Raw genomic sequence first — 22,013 nt, 5'->3', positions numbered from 1 at the left:
CCCGCCGGACGATCTCCGCCTCGGCCAGCAGCCGCGCCCGGGTCCCGTACGGCGACGCGACGACCAGGACCCGGGGCCGGCGCGCGGCCGTCCGCAGCAACCACGCGCTCACGCCCACCTGAACGCCCCCTCACGCCAGGCGTAGACCACGCCCACCAGCAGCAGCCCCAGGAACGCGAACATCTCCACCACCGCCATGGCCCCCACCTCGGCCACGACGAGCGCCCACGGATACATGAAGACCATCTCCATGTCGAAGGCGAGGAACACCAGCGTCACCGCGTACCACCGGGCGTGGAACCTGGACAGCGCGTGCTCGCGCGGCCTGGCGCCCGACAAGAAGGGGCCGGTCGTGAGCACGCCGCGCGGGGCGAGTACGAGGGAGACCAGGTACACCCCGGCGATCCCCGCGCCCAGCAAGGCCACGATCCCCAGCACGGCCCCCACGGCAACACCTACTAAGCTTGTTAGTTCATCAGCGTCACGGTATCAACCAGCCCGCCCTGTTTCGCGAAACGACACCAGCTCAAATGCCGCAAAACGGAACCGTCACCTCTCGACTATCTGCCATAGGAGATAGCGGGCGGTCTGCGATCGGGTGCGTCGCACGGTGGTGGGCGCTCGGCGACGTCCCGCTGCCCCCGGGGACACTGCGCCAAACGCCCACCCTCGAAGACGGGGTCCCGGTCAGCCAGAGATGACGATCGTCTCGGCCTTGTCCCCGGCCGGCGCCCCGGACGTGACCTCCGGCTCGCCCTTCGCCCGACGCCTCAGACGCAGCGCGGCCACCGCGACCCCGGCGCCCACCACCCCGGCGATCAGCAGCGCGTACGCGGGGAACCCCGAGTCACCCGCCCGAGCAGGCGAGGCGGGTGCGGCGACGGCAGGCCGGGCGGCGGTCGTGTTCGGACCGGCAGCACCGACCGGCGCGCCAGGCTGACGGAGCGAGTCCGGCGCGGGCACCGCCTTGCCCATCGGGAACCCCGGCGGACGCACGGCGCCCCAGTAGTCCTTGTCGGTGACCGGTTTGACCAGTTCGGACGGAATCGGGTCGATCTTCAGGCTGCCCGGCACGGTGAGCGTGCCCACCGGATACGGACGGAACCAGCCCTGGATCCCCTCCACCTTCCAGTGCCCCTCGGGCACGACCACCGCGGCGGCGTAGTGCGCGGCCTCGGGCAGCGCGGTCGCGGGGAACTCGACCTGCTTCCCGTCCTCCCCGGTGAGCCGGAGCGCGACCGGGTCCAGCTTCCCCTCGAACGGGTGACTGCCGTGCTGGAGCACCCAGAACCCCAGCGTGTACGACGTGCCGGCGTCGAACCGGTCCGGCGGCGGATCCAGGTACGTCACCGCCCACCCACCGGCTCCGAGCGCGGGAAGCCCGGGGAAGACCAGCGCGGCGGCGGCGACCAGAACGGCGAGGATTCGTTTCATCGTGCACCTCCGCCCTGCATACACCCGCCGCCCGCGCCAGGTTCCCGGCGGCGCCGCACCGGGAACGCCGGGAAACACCGCCGAGGACCAGCCGCGTGGCCGGGAATGGCCGAAGTCGGGCGCAGGATTATGCCGTGAGGATGCGACTTTTCTCCGCGCGGCGCGCACAATGGAGACCAGGGCGACAATTCGGCGAGGAGCGAGGAGGCTTACGCCGCGTGTGCGCCGCCGGACGCGAATATCTGACCGCCATGCTCGACGTGCTCGTTTACGAGAACGTATTGGTGGCGTGGCGTCGAATGCCGCTGGGCCACTACATGATCGTCACGCACGAGGGCGAGGAGCTCTCGCTGAGCAGGCAACAGGCCGAAATGTGGACCCAGGGTGCGTTCGCCGTTTACCTCGCCCTGGTCGACCAGCGCCGGATCACTCCCCGCATCCCCGGCGACTCTCCCACGAATTAGCCCAAGCCCACCGCGAAGCGCATTTTTCCGATTTATTGTCGCCTCAGGTCCCCGTCATCGATCTGACCAGCGCGTCAACAGTCCGTCACCGGGCAGGTTTCACGCGGCTGGGTTTCTGGCGCGCCCCATAATGTGAGCCGTGGTCAACGACACGGGCATCGGACGGTAGGGGAACCGCCGCTCCTCCTCGATCACCAGCCCGCTGGCCATGATCGCGGCCGCCGTGTCGCGGTTGAGCCGGCAGCCGCCGCCCATCCGCCACCACAGCGGCGTGAGAAGGTCCTGGACGATGGCCTTGAGCGGGTTGCCCGAGCGTACGTGCTCGAGGAAGCGCATCTCGCCCCCCGCCGCGAGCGCCCTGCGTACCTCCAGCAGCGCCGCGACCTGGTCGGGCACCGAGCACAGCACCAGCGACAACACGGCCGCGTCGAACGTGCCGTCCGCGACGGGCAGCGCCCCGGCGTGGCCGGGCACCACCCGCACCGGCACCCGCGCGCTCGCCGCGGCCTCCTCCGCCATGGCCCGCAGCAGGTGCTCAGGCTCGACGGCGACGACCTCCTCGACCGTGTCGGGGTAGTGAGCGAAGTTCAGCCCGTTGCCCGCGCCGACCTCGATCACCCGCCCGCGCAGCCCGGCCAGCAGGTCTCTGCGGTGGGCGGCCATCCCCTGCCGCTCGCTCTCGGCGCTCAGCCGCTGGTACGCGCGGGCGAAGCGCGGGTGCTGGAACTTCGACAAGTCCTGCATGTCTCTACGCTAGATCCCGAATCGGAATCCGTCGCAGATTCAACCCAAAACCCGTCACGGGTCGGGACCGCCGCAGTCGCGACGGCCCCGCACAACGAGCAGGCCACCAGACGAGCCACCCAGCCCCGCCGCCCCACAGGCCGACGAACCGACGAACCGACCAGGTCCCGCCCTCACGAGCGGACGAGCCGCGCGATCGCGTCCGCCGCCTCCTTGACCTTGGCCTCGGCCGCCGCGCCGCCACCCTTGGCCGCCTCGGCCACGCAGTGCGCCATGTGCTCTTCCAGCAGCGCGATCGCGAACGACTGCAGCGCGCTCGTCGCCGCGGACACCTGGGTCAGGATGTCGATGCAGTACTTGTCGTCCTCCACCATGCGCTGGAGCCCGCGAGCCTGCCCCTCCACCCGTCGCAGCCGCCGCAGGTGCTCCTGTTTGCTGTCGGTGTATCCAGCCATCTCGACCCCCTCGTCAGCCGGCACACCGACGGCAACGCCATACCCCCTCCCCGTATTCCGGCATCGCCTCAGCGGGAGAGCGGCCTCAGGAGGCCTTGTTGTTCATGAAGCGGTCGATCTTCCACTGCCCGCCGTCCTGGGTCAGGACGAAGAACTCGCGGAAGGTGTCGTTGCCCATCTTGCTGGTCGAGCGGACGAACCCGTCGGAGTCGCCGGCCGTGCGCGACTCGTCGATGGTGTGCGTGGCACTGGCCTGGTTCTGGTTGCCCTGGATCTGCTTCTGAACGAGCGTGCGGATGGCCTGCGTGCCCGTGGCGGTGGCCTGACCGGCGACGGCGGCGACCGCGTCGTCGGAGAAGGAGTTGACGACCTGGTTGACGTTGCCGGCCTTGAGCGCGTCGAAGTACGCCTGCACGGCCTGGCGCGGGTCGCCGGCGGCGCCCTCACCGGTGCCGGTGGGCGACGGGCTCTCGGTGCCCGTCTCCTCGTCGGTGCCGGTGGGGCTCGCGGTGCCCATGTCGTCGGTGCCCGTCTCCTCGGGCGTCATCATGGTGTCGCCCTCTGTCGGGGTCGCCGGGCTGGCCACCCCCTTCATGGCTTGCGTGCCTCCCGCGGAGCAGCCCGCGACCAGGACGGCGGCGGGGATGATCGCGGCTAGCAGGAGCGCCCTGCGCTGAAAAATCTTGCTCATGGCCGCTTGCATTCCCGCGCCGGTCGTCACCGAATGCCCTGTTTATCCACTCCGCACCACCCCTTTACCCTCTGCCGGTATTACTCACCGTAACGGTTCACTGTGGACGGCAGTGACCGGTCAGTGCCAGGATCGTTGCCAAGTCGCGACCGGAGGGGGCAGCGCCACGGATAGCGTCCGTCCAGTGCCGCGAACCCAGGTGAACGCCGACCCACTCCCCCAGCGTGATGAGGCCGACCGGTGCGACAGCGTCGAGGCCGGCCGCCGCTGCGTCCTGCCCGCGGCCCACGGCAGCGGGCACGTCTACCCGCCCACCCAGGCCGGCAGAGACACCGGTAACGACTAGCGCAGGCTCACCTCCACCCGGTCCCGCGCCACCCGCACCGGATAGACGGGCACCGACACGTCCGCCTGGTCCAGGCACCGGCCTGTCACCAGCGAGAACACCTGCTTGTGCAGCGGCGACGCCACGGTCGGCTCGTCCCGCCTGCTGCCCACGATGCCGCGCGAGAGCACGTACGCCCCGCTGAACGGGTCGAGGTTGCCCAGGGCGTGCACGCTGCCGTCGTGCGTGCGGAACAACGCCACCTGCACGCCGTCCACCAGCGCGCACACCCCGCGCTCCGGCTGCAGCGCCTGGTACCCGCACACGCCCACCCAGCTCATCGGGCCATCACCGGCTTGATCTGGCCGCGCTCGGTGCCGAACACGATCGACGGGTCGGGCACCCCCGGCGCGTTCACGAAGCTGACGAACCTGGAGAGCTTGTCCGGGTCATCCAGCGTGGCCTGCCATTCGTCGGCGTAGGTGGCGATGTGGTGCTCCATCTGGGCGTCCAGGTCGGCGCAGATGCCGAGTGAGTCGTCCATGATGACCTCGCGCAGGTAGTCGAGGCCGCCCTCCAGCGACTCCAGCCAGGCGGCGGTGCGCTGCAGCCGGTCGGCCGTGCGGATGTAGAACATGAGGAACCTGTCGATCGTCCTGATCAGCTCGTCGGTGGTGAGGTCGGTGGCCAGCAGGTCGGCGTGGCGCGGCTTGAATCCGCCGTTGCCGCCGACGTACAGGTTCCAGCCCTGCTCGGTGGCGATGATCCCGAAGTCCTTCGACCTGGCCTCGGCGCACTCGCGCGCGCACCCGGACACGGCCGACTTGAGCTTGTGCGGCGAGCGCAGCCCGCGGTAGCGCAGCTCCAGCGCGATGGCCAGGCCGACGGAGTCCTGCACGCCGTAGCGGCACCAGGTGGAGCCGACGCACGACTTCACCGTGCGCAGCGCCTTGCCGTAGGCGTGGCCGGACTCGAACCCGGCGTCCACCAGCCGCCGCCAGATCTCCGGCAGCTGCTCGACCCGGGCCCCGAACAGGTCGATCCGCTGCCCGCCGGTGATCTTCGTGTACAGCCCGAAGTCGCGAGCGACCTCGCCGATCACGATGAGCTTGTCCGGGGTGATCTCACCGCCGGGGATGCGCGGCACGACCGAGTACGTGCCGTTCTTCTGGATGTTGGCCAGGAAGGCGTCGTTGGTGTCCTGCAGCGCGGCCCGCTCGCCCTCCAGCACGTGCCCGTTGTGCAGCGAGGCCAGGATCGAGGCGACGGCCGGCTTGCAGATGTCGCAGCCCCTGCCCTGCCCGTGCTGCCCGATGAGCTCGGAGAACGTGGTGATCCCGCGCACCCGGACGATGTCGAACAGTTCAGCCCTGGAGTGGGTGAAGTGCTCGCACAGGCTCTTGCTGACCTCGACCCCGGACTTCTCCAGCAGCTGCTTGAGCATCGGCACGCAACTGCCGCAGGTGGCGCCCGCCCGGGTGCACGCCTTGACGCCGGGCACGTCGGTGAGGCCCTGCTCGGCGATGGCGGCGCGTACCTGGCCCGCGCAGACGTTGTTGCACGAGCAGACCTGCGCGTCGTCGGGCAGGTCGAGGCTCGCGCCTGCGCCGCTGAACAGCAGGTCGGCCGGCGGGGCGGGCAGCGGCTTGCCCACGTAGGGCCGCAGCGACGAGTACGGCGACGCGTCGCCGACGCAGATGCCGCCGAGCAGCGTCCTGGCGTCGTCGCTGATGAACAGCTTCTTGTACACCCCGGCCACCGGGTCGAGATAGGTGACGTCGAGCGCGCCGGACATCGCGCCGAACTGGGCCACCTCCACGCCGAGCAGCTTGAGCCTGGTGGACAGGTCCGCGCCGGGGAAGCCGCCGTGTCCGCCGGTGATCCGGTCGGCGGCGACCTCGGCCATCGTGTTGCACGGCCCGACCAGCCCGTAGATCATGCCGCCGGCCAGCGCGCACTCGCCGATGGCGTAGATGCCGGGGTCGGAGGTGCGCATGCCCTCGTCCACCACGATGCCGCCGCGCTCGCCCACCTCCAGGCCGCAGGCCCTGGCCAGCTCGTCGCGCGGCCTGATGCCGGCGGAGAACACCGCGACCTGCGCGGGGATCAGCGTGCCGTCCGGCTTGCGCAGCCCGGTGACCTGGCCGCCCTCGGTGACGATCTCCTGGACCCCGGCCCCGGCGTGCACGCTCAGGCCGAGCCCTTCGATGTGCGACTTGAGCAGCGCGCCGCCGCCCTCGTCCACCTGCCTGGGCATCAGCCAGGGGCTCATCTCCACGATGTGGGTGCGCAGGCCGAGCGAGCGCAGCGCGTCGGCGGCCTCCAGGCCGAGCAGCCCGCCGCCGACCACGACGCCTTCGCTCGCGTCCTTGGCGGCCACCCTGATCGCGTCCAGGTCCTCGATGGTGCGGTAGACGAAGGCGTGCTCGGCGCCCGGCACCGGCGGCACGAACGGCGCCGACCCGGTGGCCAGCACCAGCACGTCGTACGGCTCGACGCCGCCGTCGCCGGTGACCACGTGCCCGGCCGCCCGGTCGATCGCGGTGACGCGGGTGCTCAGCCTGGTCACCGTGCCGTCAGGCACGGGATAGGTGAGGTCGTCCGCGCTGGTGCCCGACAGGTAGGAGGTCAGCGCCACCCGGTCGTAGGCCGGGCGCGGCTCCTCCCCGATCACGGTGACCCGCCCGGCGAAACCCCGCTCGCGTAGCCGCTCGACGAACCGGTGTGCGGCCGGACCGTACCCGACCACGACGATCTTCTTCACGCGGTAACCCCTTCCTGCTCGCACAGCCAGCCGACGATGCCCTCCACCGCGTCGCGGCAGGTGCCGCAGCCGGTGGTGGCCCTGGTCGCGGCGGCCACGGCGGCGACGTCGCGGGCGCCGGCCTCCCAGCACGCCCTGATCTGACCCTTGGTCACGTTGTTGCAGTGGCAGACCTTCGCCGCGTCCGGCATGAGCACCGGGCTGTCGGCCACCGGGGCCGTGGACAGCCCGGGGAACAGCAGCCCGGCACGGTCGCCGGGCACCGGGCCGCCGCGGTCGAAGAGCTGGGTGAGCGTGCCGACGGCGTCGCTCTCGCCCAGCACGATGGCGCCGACCAGCCGGTCGTCGCGGATGACGAGCTTGCGGTAGGTGCCCTTGGCCCGGTGGGTGAAGCGCACCACCTCGGCCTGGTCCTCGGTGAGCTGCGTCTCGCCCATCGCGGCCAGCTCGACGCTGCTGGCCTTGAGCCTGGTGACCAGCCTGGAGCCGCGGTAGAGCGACTTGCCGCCGGTGATCACGTCGGCGGCCACCTCGGCCTGCTCCCAGGCGGGGGCGACCAGGCCGTACACGGTGCCGTCGTGCTCGGCGCACTCGCCGATGGCGAAGATGGACGGGTCGTCGGTACGCAGCTCGTCGTCCACGACGACGCCCCGGCGCACCTCCAGCCCGGCCGCCGCGGCCGGCCCGGTCACCGGACGCACGCCGCAGGCCAGCACGACGAGGTCACCCTCGACCAGCTCGCCGCCGGCCAGCCGCACGCCCTCGCCGGTCACGGCCTCGGCGTTCACGCCGGTGCGGATCCGCACGCCCAGCCCGGCCAGCGTCTCGCCGAGCACCTGGCCGGCCTCCAGGTCGAGCTGGCGTTCCATCAGGTGCTCGGCCAGGTGCAGCAGCGTCACCGGCAGCCCGCGTCCGGCCAGGCCGCGGGCCGCCTCGATGCCGAGCAGCCCGCCGCCGATGACCACCGCCCTGGCGCTCCGGCCGGCCGCCGCGATGATGCGTTCGCAGTCGCCGAGCGTGCGGAACGGGATGGCCCGCGCCACGCCGGGGATCGGCGGCACGATCGCGTCGCTGCCGGTGGCCAGCACGAGCAGGTCGTACGGCTCGCGCCGCCCGTCCTCGGTGACCACGTGCCCGGTGTCCCTGTCGATGTGCGCGACCGGGCTGCCGAAGACGGCCGTCACGCCGTGCCGCTCGTACCAGGACGGCTCCACCAGCCGCACCTGCTCCGGACGCGCGCTGCCGGCCAGCACGTTCGACAGCAACACCCGGTTGTACGGCCGGCACTCCTCGGCCCCGAACACGGTGATCCGCATCCGCGGGTCGCGCGCCCTGACCTCGCTGACCAGGCGCGACCCGGCCATGCCGTTGCCTACCACGACGAGCCTCATGAGTCCCTCTCCACCCGGACCGCGCAGATCTTGAACTCCGGCATCCTGGACACCGGGTCGAGCGCCGGGTTCGTCAGGCGGTTGGCGCCGTCCCAGTGGAACGGCATGAACACGGTGTCGCGCCTGATGGCGTCGCTGATCCTGGCCGGGGCCTTGCTCTGGCCGCGCCTGCTGCTGACGCGCACCAGGTCCCCCGCCTCGATGCCGAGCTGCTCCGCCAGGTCGGGGTGCAGCTCCACGTACGGCTCGGGGGCGGCCCGCACCAGCGGCGCGATCCTGCGGGTCTGCGCGCCGCTCTGGTAGTGGGCCAGCACCCGGCCGGTGCTGAGGTAGACCGGGTAGTCGTCGTCGATCTCCTCGGCCGGCGGCCGGTGCTCGACCGGGACGAACCTGGCGCGCCCGTCGGGGGTGGCGAACCGGTCGAGGAACGGCCTGGGCGTGCCCGGGTGCCCCTCGGCCGGGCACGGCCAGAACACGCCGGTCTCGTCCTCGATGCGTTCGTAGGTGATGCCGGTGTAGTCGGCGGGCCCGCCCGCGCTCGCGCGACGCAGCTCGGCGAAGACGGCGACGGGGTCGGTCTCGAAGCGGTGGCCGAGCCGTTCGGCCAGCCCGGCGATGACGTCCAGGTCGCTCCTCACCCCTTCGGGCGGCGCGACGGCCTGGCGGCGCAGCAGGACGCGGCCTTCGAGGTTGGTCATCGTGCCGGTCTCCTCGGCCCACTGGGTGACCGGGAACACCACGTCGGCCAGCGCCGCCGTCTCCGACATCACGAAGTCGCAGACCACGAGCAGGTCGAGCGCGCCGATCCGGCCGGTGACGCGGTCGGCGTCGGGCGCGGAGATCACCGGGTTGGAGCCGAACAGCAGCAGCGCCCGCGGCCCCTCCGGGGTGCCGAGCGCGTCGAGCAGCTCGTACGCCGACCGCCCGGGCCCCGGCAGGTCCGCGGCCCGCACGCCCCACACCCCGGCCACGTGTTCCCTGGCCGCCGGGTCGTCGATCCTGCGGTAGCCGGGGAGCTGGTCGGCCTTCTGGCCGTGTTCCCTGCCGCCCTGGCCGTTGCCCTGCCCGGTGACGCAGCCGTAGCCGGAGCCGTGCCTGCCGGGCAGGCCGAGCGCGAGCGCCAGGTTGATGAACGCGGTGACCGTGTCGGTGCCCTTGGCGTGCTGCTCGGCGCCTCGTCCGGTGAGGATGTACGCGTTGCCGGCCGTGGCCAGCGCCTGGACGGCCTGCCGCATCCGGTGGACGGGCACGCCGGTGACGCGCTCGACCCGTTCCGGCCACCAGGCGGCCAGCGAGGTGCGCACCTCGTCGAAGCCGGTGGTGCGGCGGGCCACGTACGGCTCGTCCACCAGCCCTTCGGCGACGGCCAGGTGCAGCAGGCCGAGCGCGAGCGCCAGGTCGGTGCCCGGGGTGGGCTGCAGGTGCAGCCACGCCTGCCTGGCGGTCTGGGTGCGGCGCGGGTCGATGACGATCAGCCGCGGCCCGGCCAGGTGGCGGACGAACGGCGGCATGGTCTCCGCCACGTTCCCGCCGGCGATCAGCACGACGTCGGCGTCGTCCAGGTCGGTGATCGGGAACGGCATGCCCCGGTCGAGGCCGAACGCCCTGGTCGACGCGGCGGCCGCCGACGACATGCAGAAGCGGCCGTTGTAGTCGATCTGGCCGGTGCCCAGCGCGACCCTGGCGAACTTGCCCAGCGAGTACGCCTTCTCGTTGGTCAGCCCGCCCCCGCCGAACACGGCCACGGCGTCGGGGCCGTGTTCGGCGCGGAGGGCGGACAGCCGGTAGGCCACGTAGTCGAGCGCGGCCTCCCAGGTCACGGGCTCACCGTGGAGCAGCGGGGCGGTCAGCCGCATGCCGTTGGTGAGCAGTTCTGCGGCCGTCCAGCCCTTCTGGCACAGCGCGCCGTCGGCGTTGGCCGGGACGTCGGTCCTGGGCGTGATCGTCAGGCCGGGGCCGATGGTCATGCCGCACTGCAACGCGCAGTAGGGGCAGTGGGTACCGGTCATGGTCAGACCCGGGCGTGGGCGAGGCTGGCCACGCGGGCGACGCCGATCGTCCGCGTGTAGCACCACCAGGTCAGCGTGAAACAGGCCAGGTAGAACAGGCCGAAGGCGAGGAAGGCGGGCGCCGGGCCGCCGCCGGCGGCGAACGCCATGCCGAACGCCCGGTTGATCAGGAAGCCGCCCAGCGCGCCGACCGCCGAGATGATCCCGATCGCCGCCGACGCCTGACGCTTGCCGTGCAGCAGCGCCTCCTCGCCCGCGCCCCGCTCGGCCACCGCCTTGGCCTGGAAGATCGCCGGGATCATCCGGTACGTGGACCCGTTGCCGATGCCCGCGGTGAGGAACAGCAGCTGGAAGGCCAGGAAGAACAGCCAGAAGTTCCCCGACAGGCCGCCCTGCCACACCAGCGTGATCCCGGCGCCCATCGCGGCGAAGTTCCACAGCGTGACGCGGGCGCCGCCCAGCCTGTCGGCCAGCCAGCCGCCGACCGGCCTGATCAGCGACCCGGCCAGCGGCCCGGCGAACGCCACCGCCGCCCACGGCGCGCCGGGGAACAGGCTCGTGCTGAGCAGCGGGAAGGCCGTCGAGTACCCGATGAACGAGCCGAACGTGCCGACGTACAGGAAGGACATGATCCAGGTCTGCGCCCGCCCGGCCACCGCGAGCTGCTCGCGCGGGCTGGCCTTGGCGCTGGTCAGGTTGTCCATGAAGAACCAGGCGCAGGCGATGGCCACGACGATGAACGGGATCCAGAACCAGCCGGCGGCGGCCAGTCCCAGCGAGCCGATCACCAGCGGCATGACGAGCTGCACCGAGCTGACGCCGATGTTGCCGCCCGCCGCGTTCAGCCCGAGCGCCACGCCCTGCCTGGAGCGCGGGTAGAAGTAGGTGATGTTGGCCATGCTGGAGGCGAAGTTGCCGCCGCCGAACCCGGCCAGCGCCGCGATCGTCAGGAACACCCAGTACGGCGTGCCTGGATCACTGACCGCCACCCCGAGCGCCACGGCCGGCGCCAGCAGCATCACCGCGCTGAAGACGGTGAAGTTCCTGCCGCCGAACCTGGCCGGCCCGAAGGTGTAGGGCACCCGCAGCACCGAGCCGATCAGGTTCGGCAGCGCGACGAGCCAGAAGAGCTGGTCGGTGGTGAACGGGTAGCCGCCCATCCGGGCCGCCACGATGCTCCACAACGTCCAGACGGTGAATCCGAGATGCTCGGCCAGGATCGAGAAGACCAGGTTGCGCCGGGCCACCCGCTTGCCGGTGCGTTCCCAGAACGCGGGGTCGTCGGGGTGCCACTCGGCGATCCAGCGCGCCATCGATGTCTCCTAGGCTCGGCGTCTTCCCTGCCGAACCTAGGAATCGCGCGTTACGCACGCTGACCCTGCGTGGCCGTGCGTTCGTTACGAGTGACTCACGCGCGTAACAAGCCACGCACAAGCGTCACCTCGGAAACACGCCGGTAATCAGCCCGCCGGTGATCAGCACGCCGACCCTCAGCGCGGTGACCTTCAGCGCAGTGACCTGAAGAACATCCTGATGTCGCCGACCAGCAGTTCCGGCTCCTCCATGGCGGCGAAGTGGCCGCCGCGGTCGAACTCGGTCCAGTGCACGACCTTGTTGGTCTGCTCGGCCAGCGCGCGGATCGGCAGGGCGATGTCGTGCGGGAAGACCGCCACGCCGAGCGGCGTGGGCGAGACCTCGGGCATGCTCCACGCCCTGGCGAACTCCCAGTAGATCTGCGCGGAGGAGTCGGCGGTGTTGGTGAACCAGTACAGGCTGACGTTGGTGAGCAGCCGGTCGCGGTCCACGTCCTGGTCGGTCCACTCGGTGAACTTCTCCGCGATCCAGGCGAGCTGGCCGGCCGGTGAGTCGGCCAGGCCGAAGCCGAGGGTCTGCGGGCGCGTCGCCTGGATGCGCATGTAGCCGCTCAGCTCCTTCTCGTAGTGCTCGATCCGCTTGAGCCGTTCCTGGTCGGCCGCGTCGAGCGGCGCCCCGGTGGGGAAGGTGAGCAGCATGTTCACGTGCACGCCGAGCACGTGCTCGGCGTCGACCCGGCCCAGCTCGACCGAGATGCCCGAGCCCCAGTCGCCGCCCTGCGCGCCGTAGCGGTCGTAGCCCAGCTCGGCCATCAGCGCGGCCCACGCCTTGGCGATGCGCCGCAGGTTCCAGCCGCCCTCGGCCAGCGGGGCCGAGAACCCGAATCCCGGCAGCGACGGGATGACCAGGTGGAAGGCGTCGGCCGGGTCGCCGCCGTGTGCGCGCGGGTCGGACAGCGGGCCGATGACGTCGAGGAACTCCACCACCGAGCCCGGCCAGCCGTGCGTGAGCAGCAGCGGCGTGGCGTCCGGCTCGGGCGAGCGGACGTGCAGGAAGTGGATCCGCTGCCCGTCGATCTCGGTGACGAACTGCGGGTGGGCGTTGAGCCGCGCCTCGTGCTCGCGCCAGTCGTAACCGCCGGCCCAGTGCTCCAGCAGTTCCTTCAGGTACGCCGCCGGCACGCCGCGCTCCCAGCCCGCGCCGGGGATCTGGACCGGCAGCCGGGTGCGGGCCAGCCGCTCGCGGAGGTCGTCGAGGTCGGCCTGGGGAATGTCGATGCGGAACGGAGTCATGCCTTGAGCATCACACGCATAGTGGCAAACGAGTTGCCGGAATAATGCCCGAATGCTGGAAACCTCGGCGCGATTGTTGCGTCTGCTGTCGCTGTTGCAGACCCGTCCCGGCTGGACCGGCGCCGACCTGGCCGAACGTCTCCGGGTCAGCCCGCGCACGGTCCGCTACGACATCGGCAAGCTGCGTGCCCTGGGCTACCCGGTGCACGCCACGCCCGGCGTGACCGGCGGCTACCGGCTGGGCGCGGGCACCAAGCTGCCGCCGTTGCCGCTGGACGACGAGGAGGCGGTGGCCGTCGCGGTCGGCCTGCGCACGGCGGCCAGCGTCGAGGGCATCCAGGAGACGTCGCTGCGGGCGCTGACCAAGCTGGAGCAGGTGCTGCCGGAGCGGCTGCGCCGCCGGGTGGGCGCGTACCAGGGACGTGGAGCCGTACCGGCTGGTGCACACCGGGCGGCGCTGGTACCTGCTGGCCTGGGACGTGGCGCGCGACGACTGGCGCACGTTCCGGGTGGACCGGATCACGCCCCGGGTCCCCGCCGCCGGGCCGCGCCCGGGTGCTCGTCCGCGCGCCGGCCGCCGAGATCATCGCCAGGGTGCCCGGCTCGGTGCTGGTCGAGAGCGTGGACGCCGACACCTGCCTGGTGCACGCCGGCGGTGACACGCCGCTGCAACTGGCCTTGCACATCCTCATGCTGGACGCCGACTTCCACGCCGACGGCCCGCCGGAACTGCTCGCGGCCCTGGAGCGGCTGGGCGGGCGGATCCGTGGTTATGCCGCCTCACCTGGGGGAACAGCACTCACAGCAGAGGGGGAGAAATGATCAGAAAGCTCCATGACATGGGCATCAGGTCGAGTCACGCCTACGTGGCGGGAGCGGCCTCGATCGGGCTGTCGATCGCCGGCTGGGCCGTGTCTAAGAGGTCGGAACGCGCCCGCGTCGACCGGGCCGACCGCTGGGGGATCTTCATCGGCCTGTGGGCGCCCACGCTGTTCACGCTGGGCAACGCGCTGCGTATCGAGGAGACCCACACGGACCTCGACGAGTCGGCTCACCTGGAGATGTTCGACCACGCCCAGAACCCGCGCGCCCGGCATCACGCCGGGGTCTGACGCGATTCACCCGCGGGCGGGCCACGCCGGGATCCGGCGTGGCCCGCCCGTGTGCGCGGGGCCGGGAGCCCGCTCAGCCCTGGCCGGCCAGCCGCTTCAGCGGCTCGTCGGTGAGCCGGTACTTGATCCACTCGTCCTGCGGCACCGCGTCGAGCGACCGGTAGAAGCCGATGCTCGGCTCGTTCCAGTCGAGCACCGACCACTCCAGCCGCTGGTAGCCCCGCTCCTCGCAGATCGACGCCAGCTGCCTGAGCAGCGCCTTGCCGTGGCCGCCGCCGCGGTGCTCGGGGCGCACGTACAGGTCCTCCAGGTAGATGCCGGGCACGCCGCGCCAGGTGGAGTAGGTGAGGAACCACACCGCGTACCCGGCGACCCGGCCGTCGTCCTCGGCGATGTGGGCGAAGGCGACGGGCCGCTCGCCGAACAGCGCGGAACGCAGTTGTTCCTCGGTGACGCGCACCTCGTGCGGCGCCTTCTCGTACGTGGCCAGTTCAAGGATCATGCTGATGATCTCGGGCACGTCTTCAGGGGTGGCAGGACGAATCATGCGCCCAGCGTAAGCGCCGGCACCGCATGCCCCCGCGCTGCTCCGCGGGACCTCACAGGGCCCGCGACGTGCGGTGACGGCGCTGTTGCTGTGCGACGCGCGCGCGTGCGAGACTCGTTTCCGATCAGGGGCCGAGCGCTCCGGTCGATGTTGGTGGTTGCGTTTTCGGAGGTTTGTTGTGGTGTTGTCCGGCAGGATCCTGCGCTTCGACGAGGTACGCGGCTACGGGTTCATCGTCCCCGACAAGAGCGGCGGCCCGGACGTCTTCGTCCATTCCAACGAGCTGCTCGACGAGAAGTCCGCGTTCACCGCGGGCACGCCGGTGGAGTACGAGGTCATGGAGGGTGACCGGGGGCTGAAGGCGTTCAACGTCCGGGTCTCGGCCGCCAGGGCGCGGCAGGCCGAGCCGCCGCGCGCGGCGATCGCGGACGAGGGCCCGCACGACGACGAGGAGATGTGCGACGTCCTGCACTCGGCCGAGCTCAGCCACGAGTTCACCGAGTTGTTCCTGCAGACCGTTCCCGAGCTGACGGGGGCGCAGATCGTGAAGCTGCGCGAGAGCCTGCTCGTCCTCGCCAGGAAGCACGGCTGGCTGATCGAGTAGCGGGCGTGCCCGCCGTCCTTGGCAGTGCGGCCACGGCCGCCGCGCCGAGCACGGCGGGCAGCACGAACGCGTAGAAGCCGGCCTGCGGCGAGGCGAGATACACGGTCACCGCGGCCAGGTAGCCGGGCCCGGCGATCGCGCCGAAGCGGCCGGCGCCGAGCCCGAACCCCATGCCCGAGGCCCGCAGCGCGGGCGGGTAGTGCTCGGCCATGCACGCCATCACCAGGCTCTGCGTGCCGAGCGAGCCGACCCCGGCCAGCGCGGCGAGCAGCAGCAGGACCGGCCGCGGCTGCTGGGTGCTGAGCGCCAGCAGCGCGGCGGCGGCCAGCAGGAAGCCGCTCACCGTGATGACGCGCAGGTGGCCGCGGTCGGCCAGCAGCGAGAGCCCGGTGGTCCCGGCCGCCGCGCCGAAGGTGAAGGCCATGGAGAACTCCAGCGCCGAGCCCAGGTCGTAGCCGGAGCTCATCAGCACCGAAGGCAGCCAGGTGCTGGTGCTGTAGATGAGCGCGAACGACATGAACGCGGCCGCCCACAGGAAGACCGTGGCCCGCCGCAGTCCCGGCGCGAACAGCTCGGCCGCCCTGGCCCCGGCCACGGGCCCGGTCCTGGACGCGCCCGCCACGCCCGCGGTCAGCCGCCACACCAACGGGACCAGCAGCAGCGGCAGCGCGCCGGCCGCTAACAGCCACTGGAACGGCGTCTGCGGCAGCAGCAACCGGCCGAGCAGCGCGGAGGCGGCGCCGCCGATGCCGAGCGCGGCCATCGCCACGGCCAGGTGCAGCGTGCGCCGCCCGGCCGGGGCGTTGTCCGCGACCAGTGCGCCGACCAGCGGCGCCAGCGCGCCCACGCCGACCCCGGTGATCGCCCTGGCCACGGCCAGCACCTCGACGCCCGGCGCGAGCGCGCCGAGCAGCATGGCGGCCGAGATGACCCCGAGTGAGACGACCAGCGGCAGCCGGCGTCCCCAGCGGTCACCCGCCCAGCCGGCCAGCGCCGAGCCGACCGGCATGCCCAGTCCGGTGACCGCGCCGAGCATGCCGAGCGTGGCCGGGGTGACCTGCCAGGTGTCGTGCCCCAGCAGCGCGGGCCCGGCGGTGCCCAGGGTGAACAGGTCGTACCCGTCGATGAAGAGGATCAGGAAGGCGAGGACGAGTACGCCGCGCCGGCCGCCCTGCCCGTTCTGGGGCGTGTTCACGGGTTCACCACCGCCATCCAGATCGGCTCGGCCCGGTTGCGTGTCGCGGCCAGCGCCCGCCGCGCCTCGCTCAGCGGGAAGCGGTGGGTGATCAGCTCGTCGGCGGCCAGCACCCCGCTGTCGAGCAGGGCGAGCACCTCCAGCGCGTCGGTACGGGTGCACGAGCGGGTGCCCACGAGCCGCAGGCACTTGGCCATCCACACGCGGGCGGGCAGGGAGAGCGGCGCCGGGTTGCCGCCCATGTGCACCAGCGTGCCGCCGGTCGCCAGGGCGGCCGCGGCCTGCGTCAGGACCGGGCCCTCCGGGGTGAAGTCGATGACGGCCTCGGGCGCCAGCGGGCGCAGCCGCGCGGTCAGATCGGTCTCCTCGGTCACCGGCACGGTCTCCACCGGCACGTCACCGGCCAGGTGGCGCACCGCGTCGAGCCGTCCGGCGTCGCGGCCGACCAGCACCAGCCGGCCCACGCCGAAGACCGGCGCCAGCTTGATCGTCGCGGTGCCCATGGTGCCGGTCGCCGCCGTGATCACCACGGTCGCGCCCGGCGACGGCGCCGCGCTCTTCAGCGCCCGCATCGCGTTGGCCAGGTCGTGCACCTTGGCGCCCAGGTCGAACCCGACCGCGTCGGGCAGCGGGTCGACCTGCCAGTACGGCACGCGCACGTACTCGGCCAGGCAGCCGTCGTGGTAGGCGTCGTACAGCGGGGTGGGGCCTTCGGAGAACGCGGCGTGCCCGATCATCGCCTGTTCCGGGCACATCATCTCCCGGTCTGTACGGCAGTAGGTGCAGGCCCGGCAGGTCAGGTTGGCGTGCACGCGCACCCGCTGCCCGACGACCGGCGTGCTCACCCGCTCGCCGGCCGCCACCACGGTGCCCGCGCCCTCGTGCCCGAGCGTGGTGGGCAGCCGCTTGAACGCGCCGCGGGCCAGCAGCCGCAGCATGCCGGGCGCCAGACCGGCGGCGGCCACCTCGACCAGCACGTCGAACGGCCCTGGTTCGGGCACCGGGACCTTGGCCAGGTGCGGCGTGTCTGAGCCCGGCTCGGCGCGCAGGGCGAGCATGGTCGGCGGCACGGTTCCCAGCCGCGTCACGAGGCGTGCGCCCCGGTCATCAGCGCGGCCAGGTCCTCCGGTCGCAGGAACGACGGCGGTGGCGGCGGGCCCCAGCTGAACAGGCCCTTGGCGCCTTCGAATGTCTCGGGGGTCCAGAGCTGGTCGTCGACCACGCAGTCCATGTCCGAGTAGTACTCGCTGAAGTTGCCCGCCGGGTCCTTGAGATACCAGAAGAAGTTCGACCCGGCGTGGTGCCTGCCGAGGCCCCACACGTGCCGCTCCGGGTGCTCCTCCAGCATCGCGCAGGCGCCGCGTCCGACGTCGTCGACGTCGTCCACCTGCCAGGACGTGTGATGCAGGAACGCCACCGGGGCCTTGAGCACCAGCAGGTTGTGGTGGTCGGTCGAGCAGCGCAGGAACGCGCCGGCGTCCTTGATGTGGTCGCTGGACTTGAAGCCGAGCCCGTCGCGGAAGAAGGCGGTGGTGACGGCCAGGTCGGTGGTGCCGAGCACGGCGTGGCCGAGCTTGCGCGGGCGCACCCGCCCCTCGCGCAGGAGGCCGGGCGCGCGCACGCCGGTGCGCTCGAACCTGCCAGGCCCGTTGTACGGCGTGGGCGCGACCGGCCGCTGCTCGACGCGCGGCTCGACCCGCAGGACGGCCCGGACGCCGGTGGCCGGCTCGTGGGCGGTGAGCGTGTCGCCGTCCACCGGCAGGCCGAGCCTGCTGCCCGCGGCGGCCAGGTCGTCGTGGTCGTCCACGCCGATGACCAGCTCGATCAGGCGGCGCGTGGGCGCCTGGACGACGCGGAGCTGCCGGCCGCCGTCGCGGGTGGCGAACCAGCCGTCTCCCTGCTCGGCCAGGCCGAACTCGGTGTAGTACGCGCCGGTCTCCGCCACGTTGGGCACGCCCATGGTGACGGAGCTCAGCCGGTGCAGTGCCATCAGTTGCCTCCGGTGCAGGTCTGGCGCAGTTCGCCGATGCCCTCGACGTACGAGACGAGCTCGTCGCCGGGGGCGAGCCAGCGCTGCGGGGTGCGGCCCAGGCCCACGCCGGCCGGGGTTCCGGTGAAGATGAGGTCGCCGGGCAGCAGCGGCAGCACCGCCGACAGCTTGGCGATCAGGGCGGGCACCGAGAAGATCAGGTCGCGGGTGCGGCCCTTCTGCATCTCCTCGCCGTTGATCGAGCAGCCCAGCTCCAGGTCGTCGGGGTCGTCGAACTCGTCCGGGGTGACCAGCCACGGCCCGACCGGGGCGAACCCGGGGAACGACTTGCCGAGCCCGAACTGCGGCGCCGGGCCGGCCAGCTGGGTGATGCGCTCGGAGAGGTCCTGTCCGACGGTGAGCCCGGCCACGTGCTCCCACGACGGCTCGGCCCGGTACGCCCGGCTGCCGATGGCCACGACCAGCTCCACCTCCCAGTCGGTGTGCCCGCCCGCGGGCAGCGCCACCTCGGTGACGGGGCCGGTGATGGCGCTGGCGTACTTGGGGAAGACCGGCGGCAGCGTGTCGGGGACGGCGAAGCCCGACTCCTTGGCGTGGTCGCCGTAGTTGAGCCCGACGGCCAGGACCTGGCGTGGCGCGGGCACCGGCGAGCCGAGGTCGCGCGGGTCGAAGTCCACGCCTTCCGGCAGGTCGGTGGCCGTTGCCGCCCAGGCGGTGAACTCGGCCCAGCGGTCGTAGACGGCCTGCGGGTCGGCGGCGAAGCGGCCCTGGGCGGCGCGTTCGACGTCGACCGCCTTCCCCGCGACGATCAGGACGAGCCGGCCAGACAGGTTGGCGATTCTCACAGGTGAACTCCTAGTGCGGTGGGCAGGGCGTCGGCCGCGGCGCTCGCGCCGGAGCACCCGGCGACGTGCTGGTCGGGGTGCCGGGCGACGTGCTGGTCGGAGCGCCAGGCGACGTGCTGGTCGGGGCGGACCAGGACCGGCGGTTCGCCGGGCAGGTCAGCGGTGTGGAGCGGGACGCCGAGCGCCCGCGCCTGGTCGAGCACGGTCCTCGCCTCGGCCGTGGCCAGGTCGCCGAGCAGGGTGAAGCCGGGGCCGAGCAGGTCGTACAGCGACCGGCCTGGGGCGAGCCAGCGGTGCGGCAGCCGTTCGCCGCCGGACGCGACGACCGGCGAGCCCGCGTAGGTGTAGTCCAGCACCAGGTCCAGGCTGTGGAACTCGCCGTCCTTGGTACGGTGCACGGCCTCGGCGACCCGCTCGCGCACGGCCTCGAACGCGGTGTCGGCGGCGTCATCGGGGGCCGTGGGGGCGGCGGCGAGTGCCGGGTCGGCCAGTTCCGGGGCCAGGGTGGCCATGTTGCGTGCCGCGACGGCGATCGTGTCGGCCGCCACCGGCCGACGCTCCACCTCGTAGCTGGTCAGCAGCCGCTCCGGAGCCCACCCGCGCAGCACCGCGGCCAGCTTCCAGCCCAGGTTGACCGCGTCGCCGATGCCGGTGTTGAAGCCGTGCCCGCCCCACGGCGGGTTCTGGTGCGCGGCGTCACCGGCCAGGAAGATCCGGGCGGAGGCGTACCTGTCGGCCAGCAGCATGCGCGCGTTCCACGGGTCGGTGGCCAGGATCTCGGCCTCGACGTCGGCGCCCACCAGGTTGCGCACCAGCCGCAGCGGGTCCGCCCCGGCCGCCTCGACGCCCTGGGCGATGCACCACCAGGTCTCCTTCAGATCCAGCCGGCCGAGCAGCCCTGGCTGGGCCGGGTTGAGCACCCAGTAGTGCACGGCTGGGCCGTGCGGCACGCGTTCCGCCAGGCCGGGGGCGCGGAAGACGATGTTGAAGTTGGGGCGGCCGTCCTGCGCGCCCTCGTAGCGTGCTCCGATCGCCTCGCGGGCGACGCTGCGCGCTCCGTCGCAGCCCACGACGTACCTGGCCCGGATCTCCCGCCGCCCGCCGTGCCCCGGTCCGTCCGGCGCCGGGGTCTTCGCGGGCTCGATCGTGACGGTGACGCCGTCGGCGTCCTCGCGCAGCCCGGTCACCCGATGGCCGGTCAGCAGCGCGTCGCCGACGGCCTCGCGCAGGATCTCCTCGACGAGCGGCTGCGGCACCTGCTGGCCGGGCTCGGCGGCCCGGTCGGAGCCGGTCAGGTCCAGGCCGAAGCAGCCGCCGATCCTGGTGATCTCGCGGCCGAGCAGGCTGGTGGCGAACACCGCCTCGTGCGACCAGGCGACCGCCAGCGGGGCGCGCTCGCGTACCGTCTCGGCCAGGCCCCAGCGTCTGAACAGCTCCATCGTCCTGGCCGAGGTGGTCTTGGCCCGCGGACGCAGCCACGACACCGACGCGCGCGGCTCGACGACCAGGCAGCGAACCCCGTGGTGGAGCAGTTCCACCGCGGTGGCCAGCCCCACCGGGCCGCCGCCGACGATCAGCACGGGCACGTCGTCCACGATCGCTCCAATTCCTCATGATGATTACGGGCATATTGCATGCACCTGGGATGGAGCGTCAAGGTATTGTGCATAATCAATGAGACCCATGGAGGGCCTGTTGCTCCGAGCCACCGAAGCCGACAAACCCGCACAAAGGCGTGCGGAGCAGGCGGCTGACCGCATCGCCCTGCTGGCGGCCGCCGCCGAACCCGGCGCCCGGCTGGGCACCAAGGAGGAACTGCGGGCCGCCTGCGGGGTGTCGGTCGGCACGTTCAACGAGACCCTCCGCCTGCTGCAGGCCCGCGGCCTGGTCACCGTACGGCCGGGGCCTGGGGGCGGGCTGTTCGCCGCCGAGCAGTCGCCGATGGTCCGGCTCGGCAACTCCGTCCTGGCGCTCGACTCCCAGCAGACCGACGTCGCCGACGCCATCAGGATCCGCGACGCGCTCGACCCGCTGCTCATCGACGACGCGCTGTGGCACGGCTCCCCCGCCGACATCGCCGACCTGCGCGTCCACCTGGAACACATGCGGGAGGCGGCGTCCGGGGGCGACCCGGTGGCCTTCGTCCACGCCAACTGGCGCCTGCACGCCCGCATCGCCGCGATCAGCCCGAACACGCTGCTCAACTCGCTCTACACGAACCTGCTCGACCTGATCGAGCAGCACACGCTGTCGGTGCTGCCGGGCAGCGAGCCGCTGCCCGAGTACATCGAGCAGCGGCACCGGCTGCACGCCGACCTCATCGACGCGCTCGACCGCCGCGACCGCGACGAGGCACACCGCCTCATCCAGGCCCACAACACCACGACCACGAGCGCGACCGCCGACTGACCCGCGCCGCCGATCAGAATGACGGGATGCGTACCACCAGGGCCGTCATCGCGGCCTTCCTGTCCGCCCAGACGGTCACCATCGGCGCGACGTTCGCGCTGCTGTCCCTGGCGAAGGGCGAGGATCCGTATTCCGTGGGCCCGTTCAGGGCGGCCGCATTCGCGGCGCTGGCGCTGAGTTTCGTCCTGGACGTGGTGCTGGGGGTGTGGGCGCTGCGGCGCGCCCGCTGAGGGGTGGCGGTGTGGGCGTGTGGTCAACTGGCGTCATGACGGCGGACGACGCAGGCGCGGACAGCCCCGCGACGGGCGACCCCAGAGGTGGCGGCCTCGGAACGGGCGGCCCTGGGAGTGGCGGCCCCGATGGTGGCGGCCCCGGGAGTGGCGAGCACAGGCCGGGCGGGCACGAGCTGGGCGAGTGCAGGCTGGGGC

The 22,013-nt window shown here is 72.3% G+C and carries 23 protein-coding genes and 1 pseudogene; 7 read left to right on the top strand and 17 right to left on the bottom strand.

Features of this window, described 5'->3' with window-relative positions:
- Positions 1-108 precede the first annotated feature (108 nt).
- Together HII36_RS41410 and HII36_RS41405 are read right to left on the bottom strand one after the other, a co-directional pair.
- Positions 109-447, bottom strand: a complete 339-nt coding sequence (locus HII36_RS41410; RefSeq protein ID WP_173528816.1) for an NADH-quinone oxidoreductase subunit A — start codon at positions 445-447, stop codon at positions 109-111.
- Positions 448-687: 240 nt separating this feature from the next.
- Positions 688-1,434: a hypothetical protein gene (locus HII36_RS41405; protein ID WP_173528815.1), complete on the bottom strand. Its 747-nt coding sequence runs from the start codon at positions 1,432-1,434 to the stop codon at positions 688-690.
- A 251-nt stretch (positions 1,435-1,685) separates the two neighbouring features.
- On the opposite strand from HII36_RS41405, the gene HII36_RS41400 reads away from it, so the two are divergent.
- Complete coding sequence (locus HII36_RS41400; RefSeq protein WP_173528814.1) at positions 1,686-1,898, top strand: hypothetical protein; 213 nt, start codon at positions 1,686-1,688, stop codon at positions 1,896-1,898.
- A 99-nt stretch (positions 1,899-1,997) separates the two neighbouring features.
- Here the strand turns inward: HII36_RS41400 and HII36_RS41395 are convergent, their stop codons facing one another.
- From HII36_RS41395 to HII36_RS41385, 3 genes are all read right to left on the bottom strand, one after another.
- Complete coding sequence (locus tag HII36_RS41395) at positions 1,998-2,642, bottom strand: class I SAM-dependent methyltransferase (RefSeq protein ID WP_173528813.1); 645 nt, start codon at positions 2,640-2,642, stop codon at positions 1,998-2,000.
- A 173-nt stretch (positions 2,643-2,815) separates the two neighbouring features.
- The gene (locus HII36_RS41390) at positions 2,816-3,097 is read right to left on the bottom strand and encodes a metal-sensitive transcriptional regulator (RefSeq protein ID WP_173528812.1); all 282 of its coding nucleotides are present in this window, start codon (positions 3,095-3,097) and stop codon (positions 2,816-2,818) included.
- Positions 3,098-3,182: 85 nt separating this feature from the next.
- The gene (locus HII36_RS41385; protein ID WP_173528811.1) at positions 3,183-3,788 is read right to left on the bottom strand and encodes a YybH family protein; all 606 of its coding nucleotides are present in this window, start codon (positions 3,786-3,788) and stop codon (positions 3,183-3,185) included.
- A gap of 184 nt (positions 3,789-3,972) precedes the next feature.
- Here HII36_RS41385 and HII36_RS41380 point away from each other — a divergent pair, with 184 nt between their 5' ends.
- Positions 3,973-4,134, top strand: coding sequence for a hypothetical protein (locus tag HII36_RS41380; protein ID WP_173528810.1), 162 nt, complete (start codon positions 3,973-3,975; stop codon positions 4,132-4,134).
- On the opposite strand, the gene nirD is transcribed toward HII36_RS41380, so the two are convergent.
- The 6 genes from nirD to HII36_RS41350 all read right to left on the bottom strand — a co-directional run bounded on the left by nirD (position 4,131) and on the right by HII36_RS41350 (position 12,883).
- Entirely contained in the window at positions 4,131-4,454 is a 324-nt protein-coding gene (gene nirD / locus HII36_RS41375) for a nitrite reductase small subunit NirD (RefSeq protein ID WP_173528809.1), read from the bottom strand. The genes HII36_RS41380 and nirD overlap by 4 nt on opposite strands.
- Positions 4,451-6,877 carry a nitrite reductase large subunit NirB gene (nirB, locus tag HII36_RS41370; RefSeq protein ID WP_173528808.1) on the bottom strand — a complete coding sequence of 809 codons (2,427 nt, stop codon included), beginning with the start codon at positions 6,875-6,877 and terminating at the stop codon, positions 4,451-4,453. The genes nirD and nirB overlap by 4 nt, the downstream gene beginning before the upstream one ends.
- Positions 6,874-8,268, bottom strand: coding sequence for an FAD-dependent oxidoreductase (locus HII36_RS41365; protein WP_173528807.1), 1,395 nt, complete (start codon positions 8,266-8,268; stop codon positions 6,874-6,876). The genes nirB and HII36_RS41365 overlap by 4 nt, the downstream gene beginning before the upstream one ends.
- Positions 8,265-10,277: a molybdopterin oxidoreductase family protein gene (locus HII36_RS41360; RefSeq protein WP_173528806.1), complete on the bottom strand. Its 2,013-nt coding sequence runs from the start codon at positions 10,275-10,277 to the stop codon at positions 8,265-8,267. The genes HII36_RS41365 and HII36_RS41360 overlap by 4 nt, the downstream gene beginning before the upstream one ends.
- A gap of 2 nt (positions 10,278-10,279) precedes the next feature.
- Positions 10,280-11,590, bottom strand: coding sequence for an MFS transporter (locus tag HII36_RS41355; protein ID WP_173528805.1), 1,311 nt, complete (start codon positions 11,588-11,590; stop codon positions 10,280-10,282).
- Positions 11,591-11,782: 192 nt separating this feature from the next.
- A complete protein-coding gene (locus HII36_RS41350) occupies positions 11,783-12,883 on the bottom strand; it encodes an epoxide hydrolase family protein (RefSeq protein ID WP_173528804.1) in 1,101 nt (366 codons plus the stop codon).
- 52 nt (positions 12,884-12,935) lie between these two features.
- Here HII36_RS41350 and HII36_RS41345 point away from each other — a divergent pair.
- Positions 12,936-13,705: pseudogene (locus HII36_RS41345) on the top strand (helix-turn-helix transcriptional regulator).
- The gene (locus tag HII36_RS41340) at positions 13,702-13,995 is read left to right on the top strand and encodes a hypothetical protein (RefSeq protein WP_173528803.1); all 294 of its coding nucleotides are present in this window, start codon (positions 13,702-13,704) and stop codon (positions 13,993-13,995) included. The pseudogene HII36_RS41345 and the gene HII36_RS41340 overlap by 4 nt, the downstream one beginning before the upstream one ends.
- Positions 13,996-14,068: 73 nt before the next feature.
- On the opposite strand, the gene HII36_RS41335 is transcribed toward HII36_RS41340, so the two are convergent.
- Positions 14,069-14,542, bottom strand: coding sequence for a GNAT family N-acetyltransferase (locus HII36_RS41335; RefSeq protein WP_173528802.1), 474 nt, complete (start codon positions 14,540-14,542; stop codon positions 14,069-14,071).
- Between the two features lie 181 nt (positions 14,543-14,723).
- Between HII36_RS41335 and HII36_RS41330 the strand changes: the two genes are divergently transcribed.
- Positions 14,724-15,146, top strand: coding sequence for a cold-shock protein (locus HII36_RS41330; RefSeq protein ID WP_173528801.1), 423 nt, complete (start codon positions 14,724-14,726; stop codon positions 15,144-15,146).
- On the opposite strand, the gene HII36_RS41325 is transcribed toward HII36_RS41330, so the two are convergent.
- From HII36_RS41325 to HII36_RS41305, 5 genes are read right to left on the bottom strand one after another with little or no spacing between them, the layout of a single operon-like run.
- On the bottom strand, positions 15,037-16,341 hold the full coding sequence (locus HII36_RS41325) for an MFS transporter (protein WP_173528800.1): 1,305 nt from the start codon (positions 16,339-16,341) through the stop codon (positions 15,037-15,039). The genes HII36_RS41330 and HII36_RS41325 overlap by 110 nt on opposite strands.
- The gene (locus HII36_RS41320) at positions 16,338-17,429 is read right to left on the bottom strand and encodes a zinc-dependent alcohol dehydrogenase (protein WP_328808130.1); all 1,092 of its coding nucleotides are present in this window, start codon (positions 17,427-17,429) and stop codon (positions 16,338-16,340) included. Before HII36_RS41320 ends, HII36_RS41325 begins: the two co-directional genes overlap by 4 nt.
- The gene (locus HII36_RS41315) at positions 17,426-18,331 is read right to left on the bottom strand and encodes a VOC family protein (RefSeq protein WP_173528799.1); all 906 of its coding nucleotides are present in this window, start codon (positions 18,329-18,331) and stop codon (positions 17,426-17,428) included. The genes HII36_RS41320 and HII36_RS41315 overlap by 4 nt, the downstream gene beginning before the upstream one ends.
- Complete coding sequence (locus tag HII36_RS41310) at positions 18,331-19,176, bottom strand: fumarylacetoacetate hydrolase family protein (protein ID WP_173528798.1); 846 nt, start codon at positions 19,174-19,176, stop codon at positions 18,331-18,333. The genes HII36_RS41315 and HII36_RS41310 overlap by 1 nt, the downstream gene beginning before the upstream one ends.
- Positions 19,173-20,771, bottom strand: a complete 1,599-nt coding sequence (locus HII36_RS41305; RefSeq protein ID WP_328808129.1) for an FAD-dependent monooxygenase — start codon at positions 20,769-20,771, stop codon at positions 19,173-19,175. The genes HII36_RS41310 and HII36_RS41305 overlap by 4 nt, the downstream gene beginning before the upstream one ends.
- Positions 20,772-20,871: 100 nt before the next feature.
- Here HII36_RS41305 and HII36_RS41300 point away from each other — a divergent pair, with 100 nt between their 5' ends.
- Complete coding sequence (locus HII36_RS41300) at positions 20,872-21,585, top strand: FadR/GntR family transcriptional regulator (protein ID WP_236004422.1); 714 nt, start codon at positions 20,872-20,874, stop codon at positions 21,583-21,585.
- Positions 21,586-21,611: 26 nt separating this feature from the next.
- Positions 21,612-21,815 carry a hypothetical protein gene (locus HII36_RS41295; protein WP_173528796.1) on the top strand — a complete coding sequence of 68 codons (204 nt, stop codon included), beginning with the start codon at positions 21,612-21,614 and terminating at the stop codon, positions 21,813-21,815.
- Positions 21,816-22,013: the final 198 nt, after the last annotated feature.

Origin of the sequence: Nonomuraea antri, assembly GCF_013283785.1 — a bacterium.
GTDB classification, from domain to species: Bacteria; Actinomycetota; Actinomycetes; order Streptosporangiales; family Streptosporangiaceae; genus Nonomuraea; species Nonomuraea antri.
The sequence above is the reverse complement of the archived record's forward strand: the minus strand, read 5'-3'. Positions and strand labels throughout refer to the sequence as shown.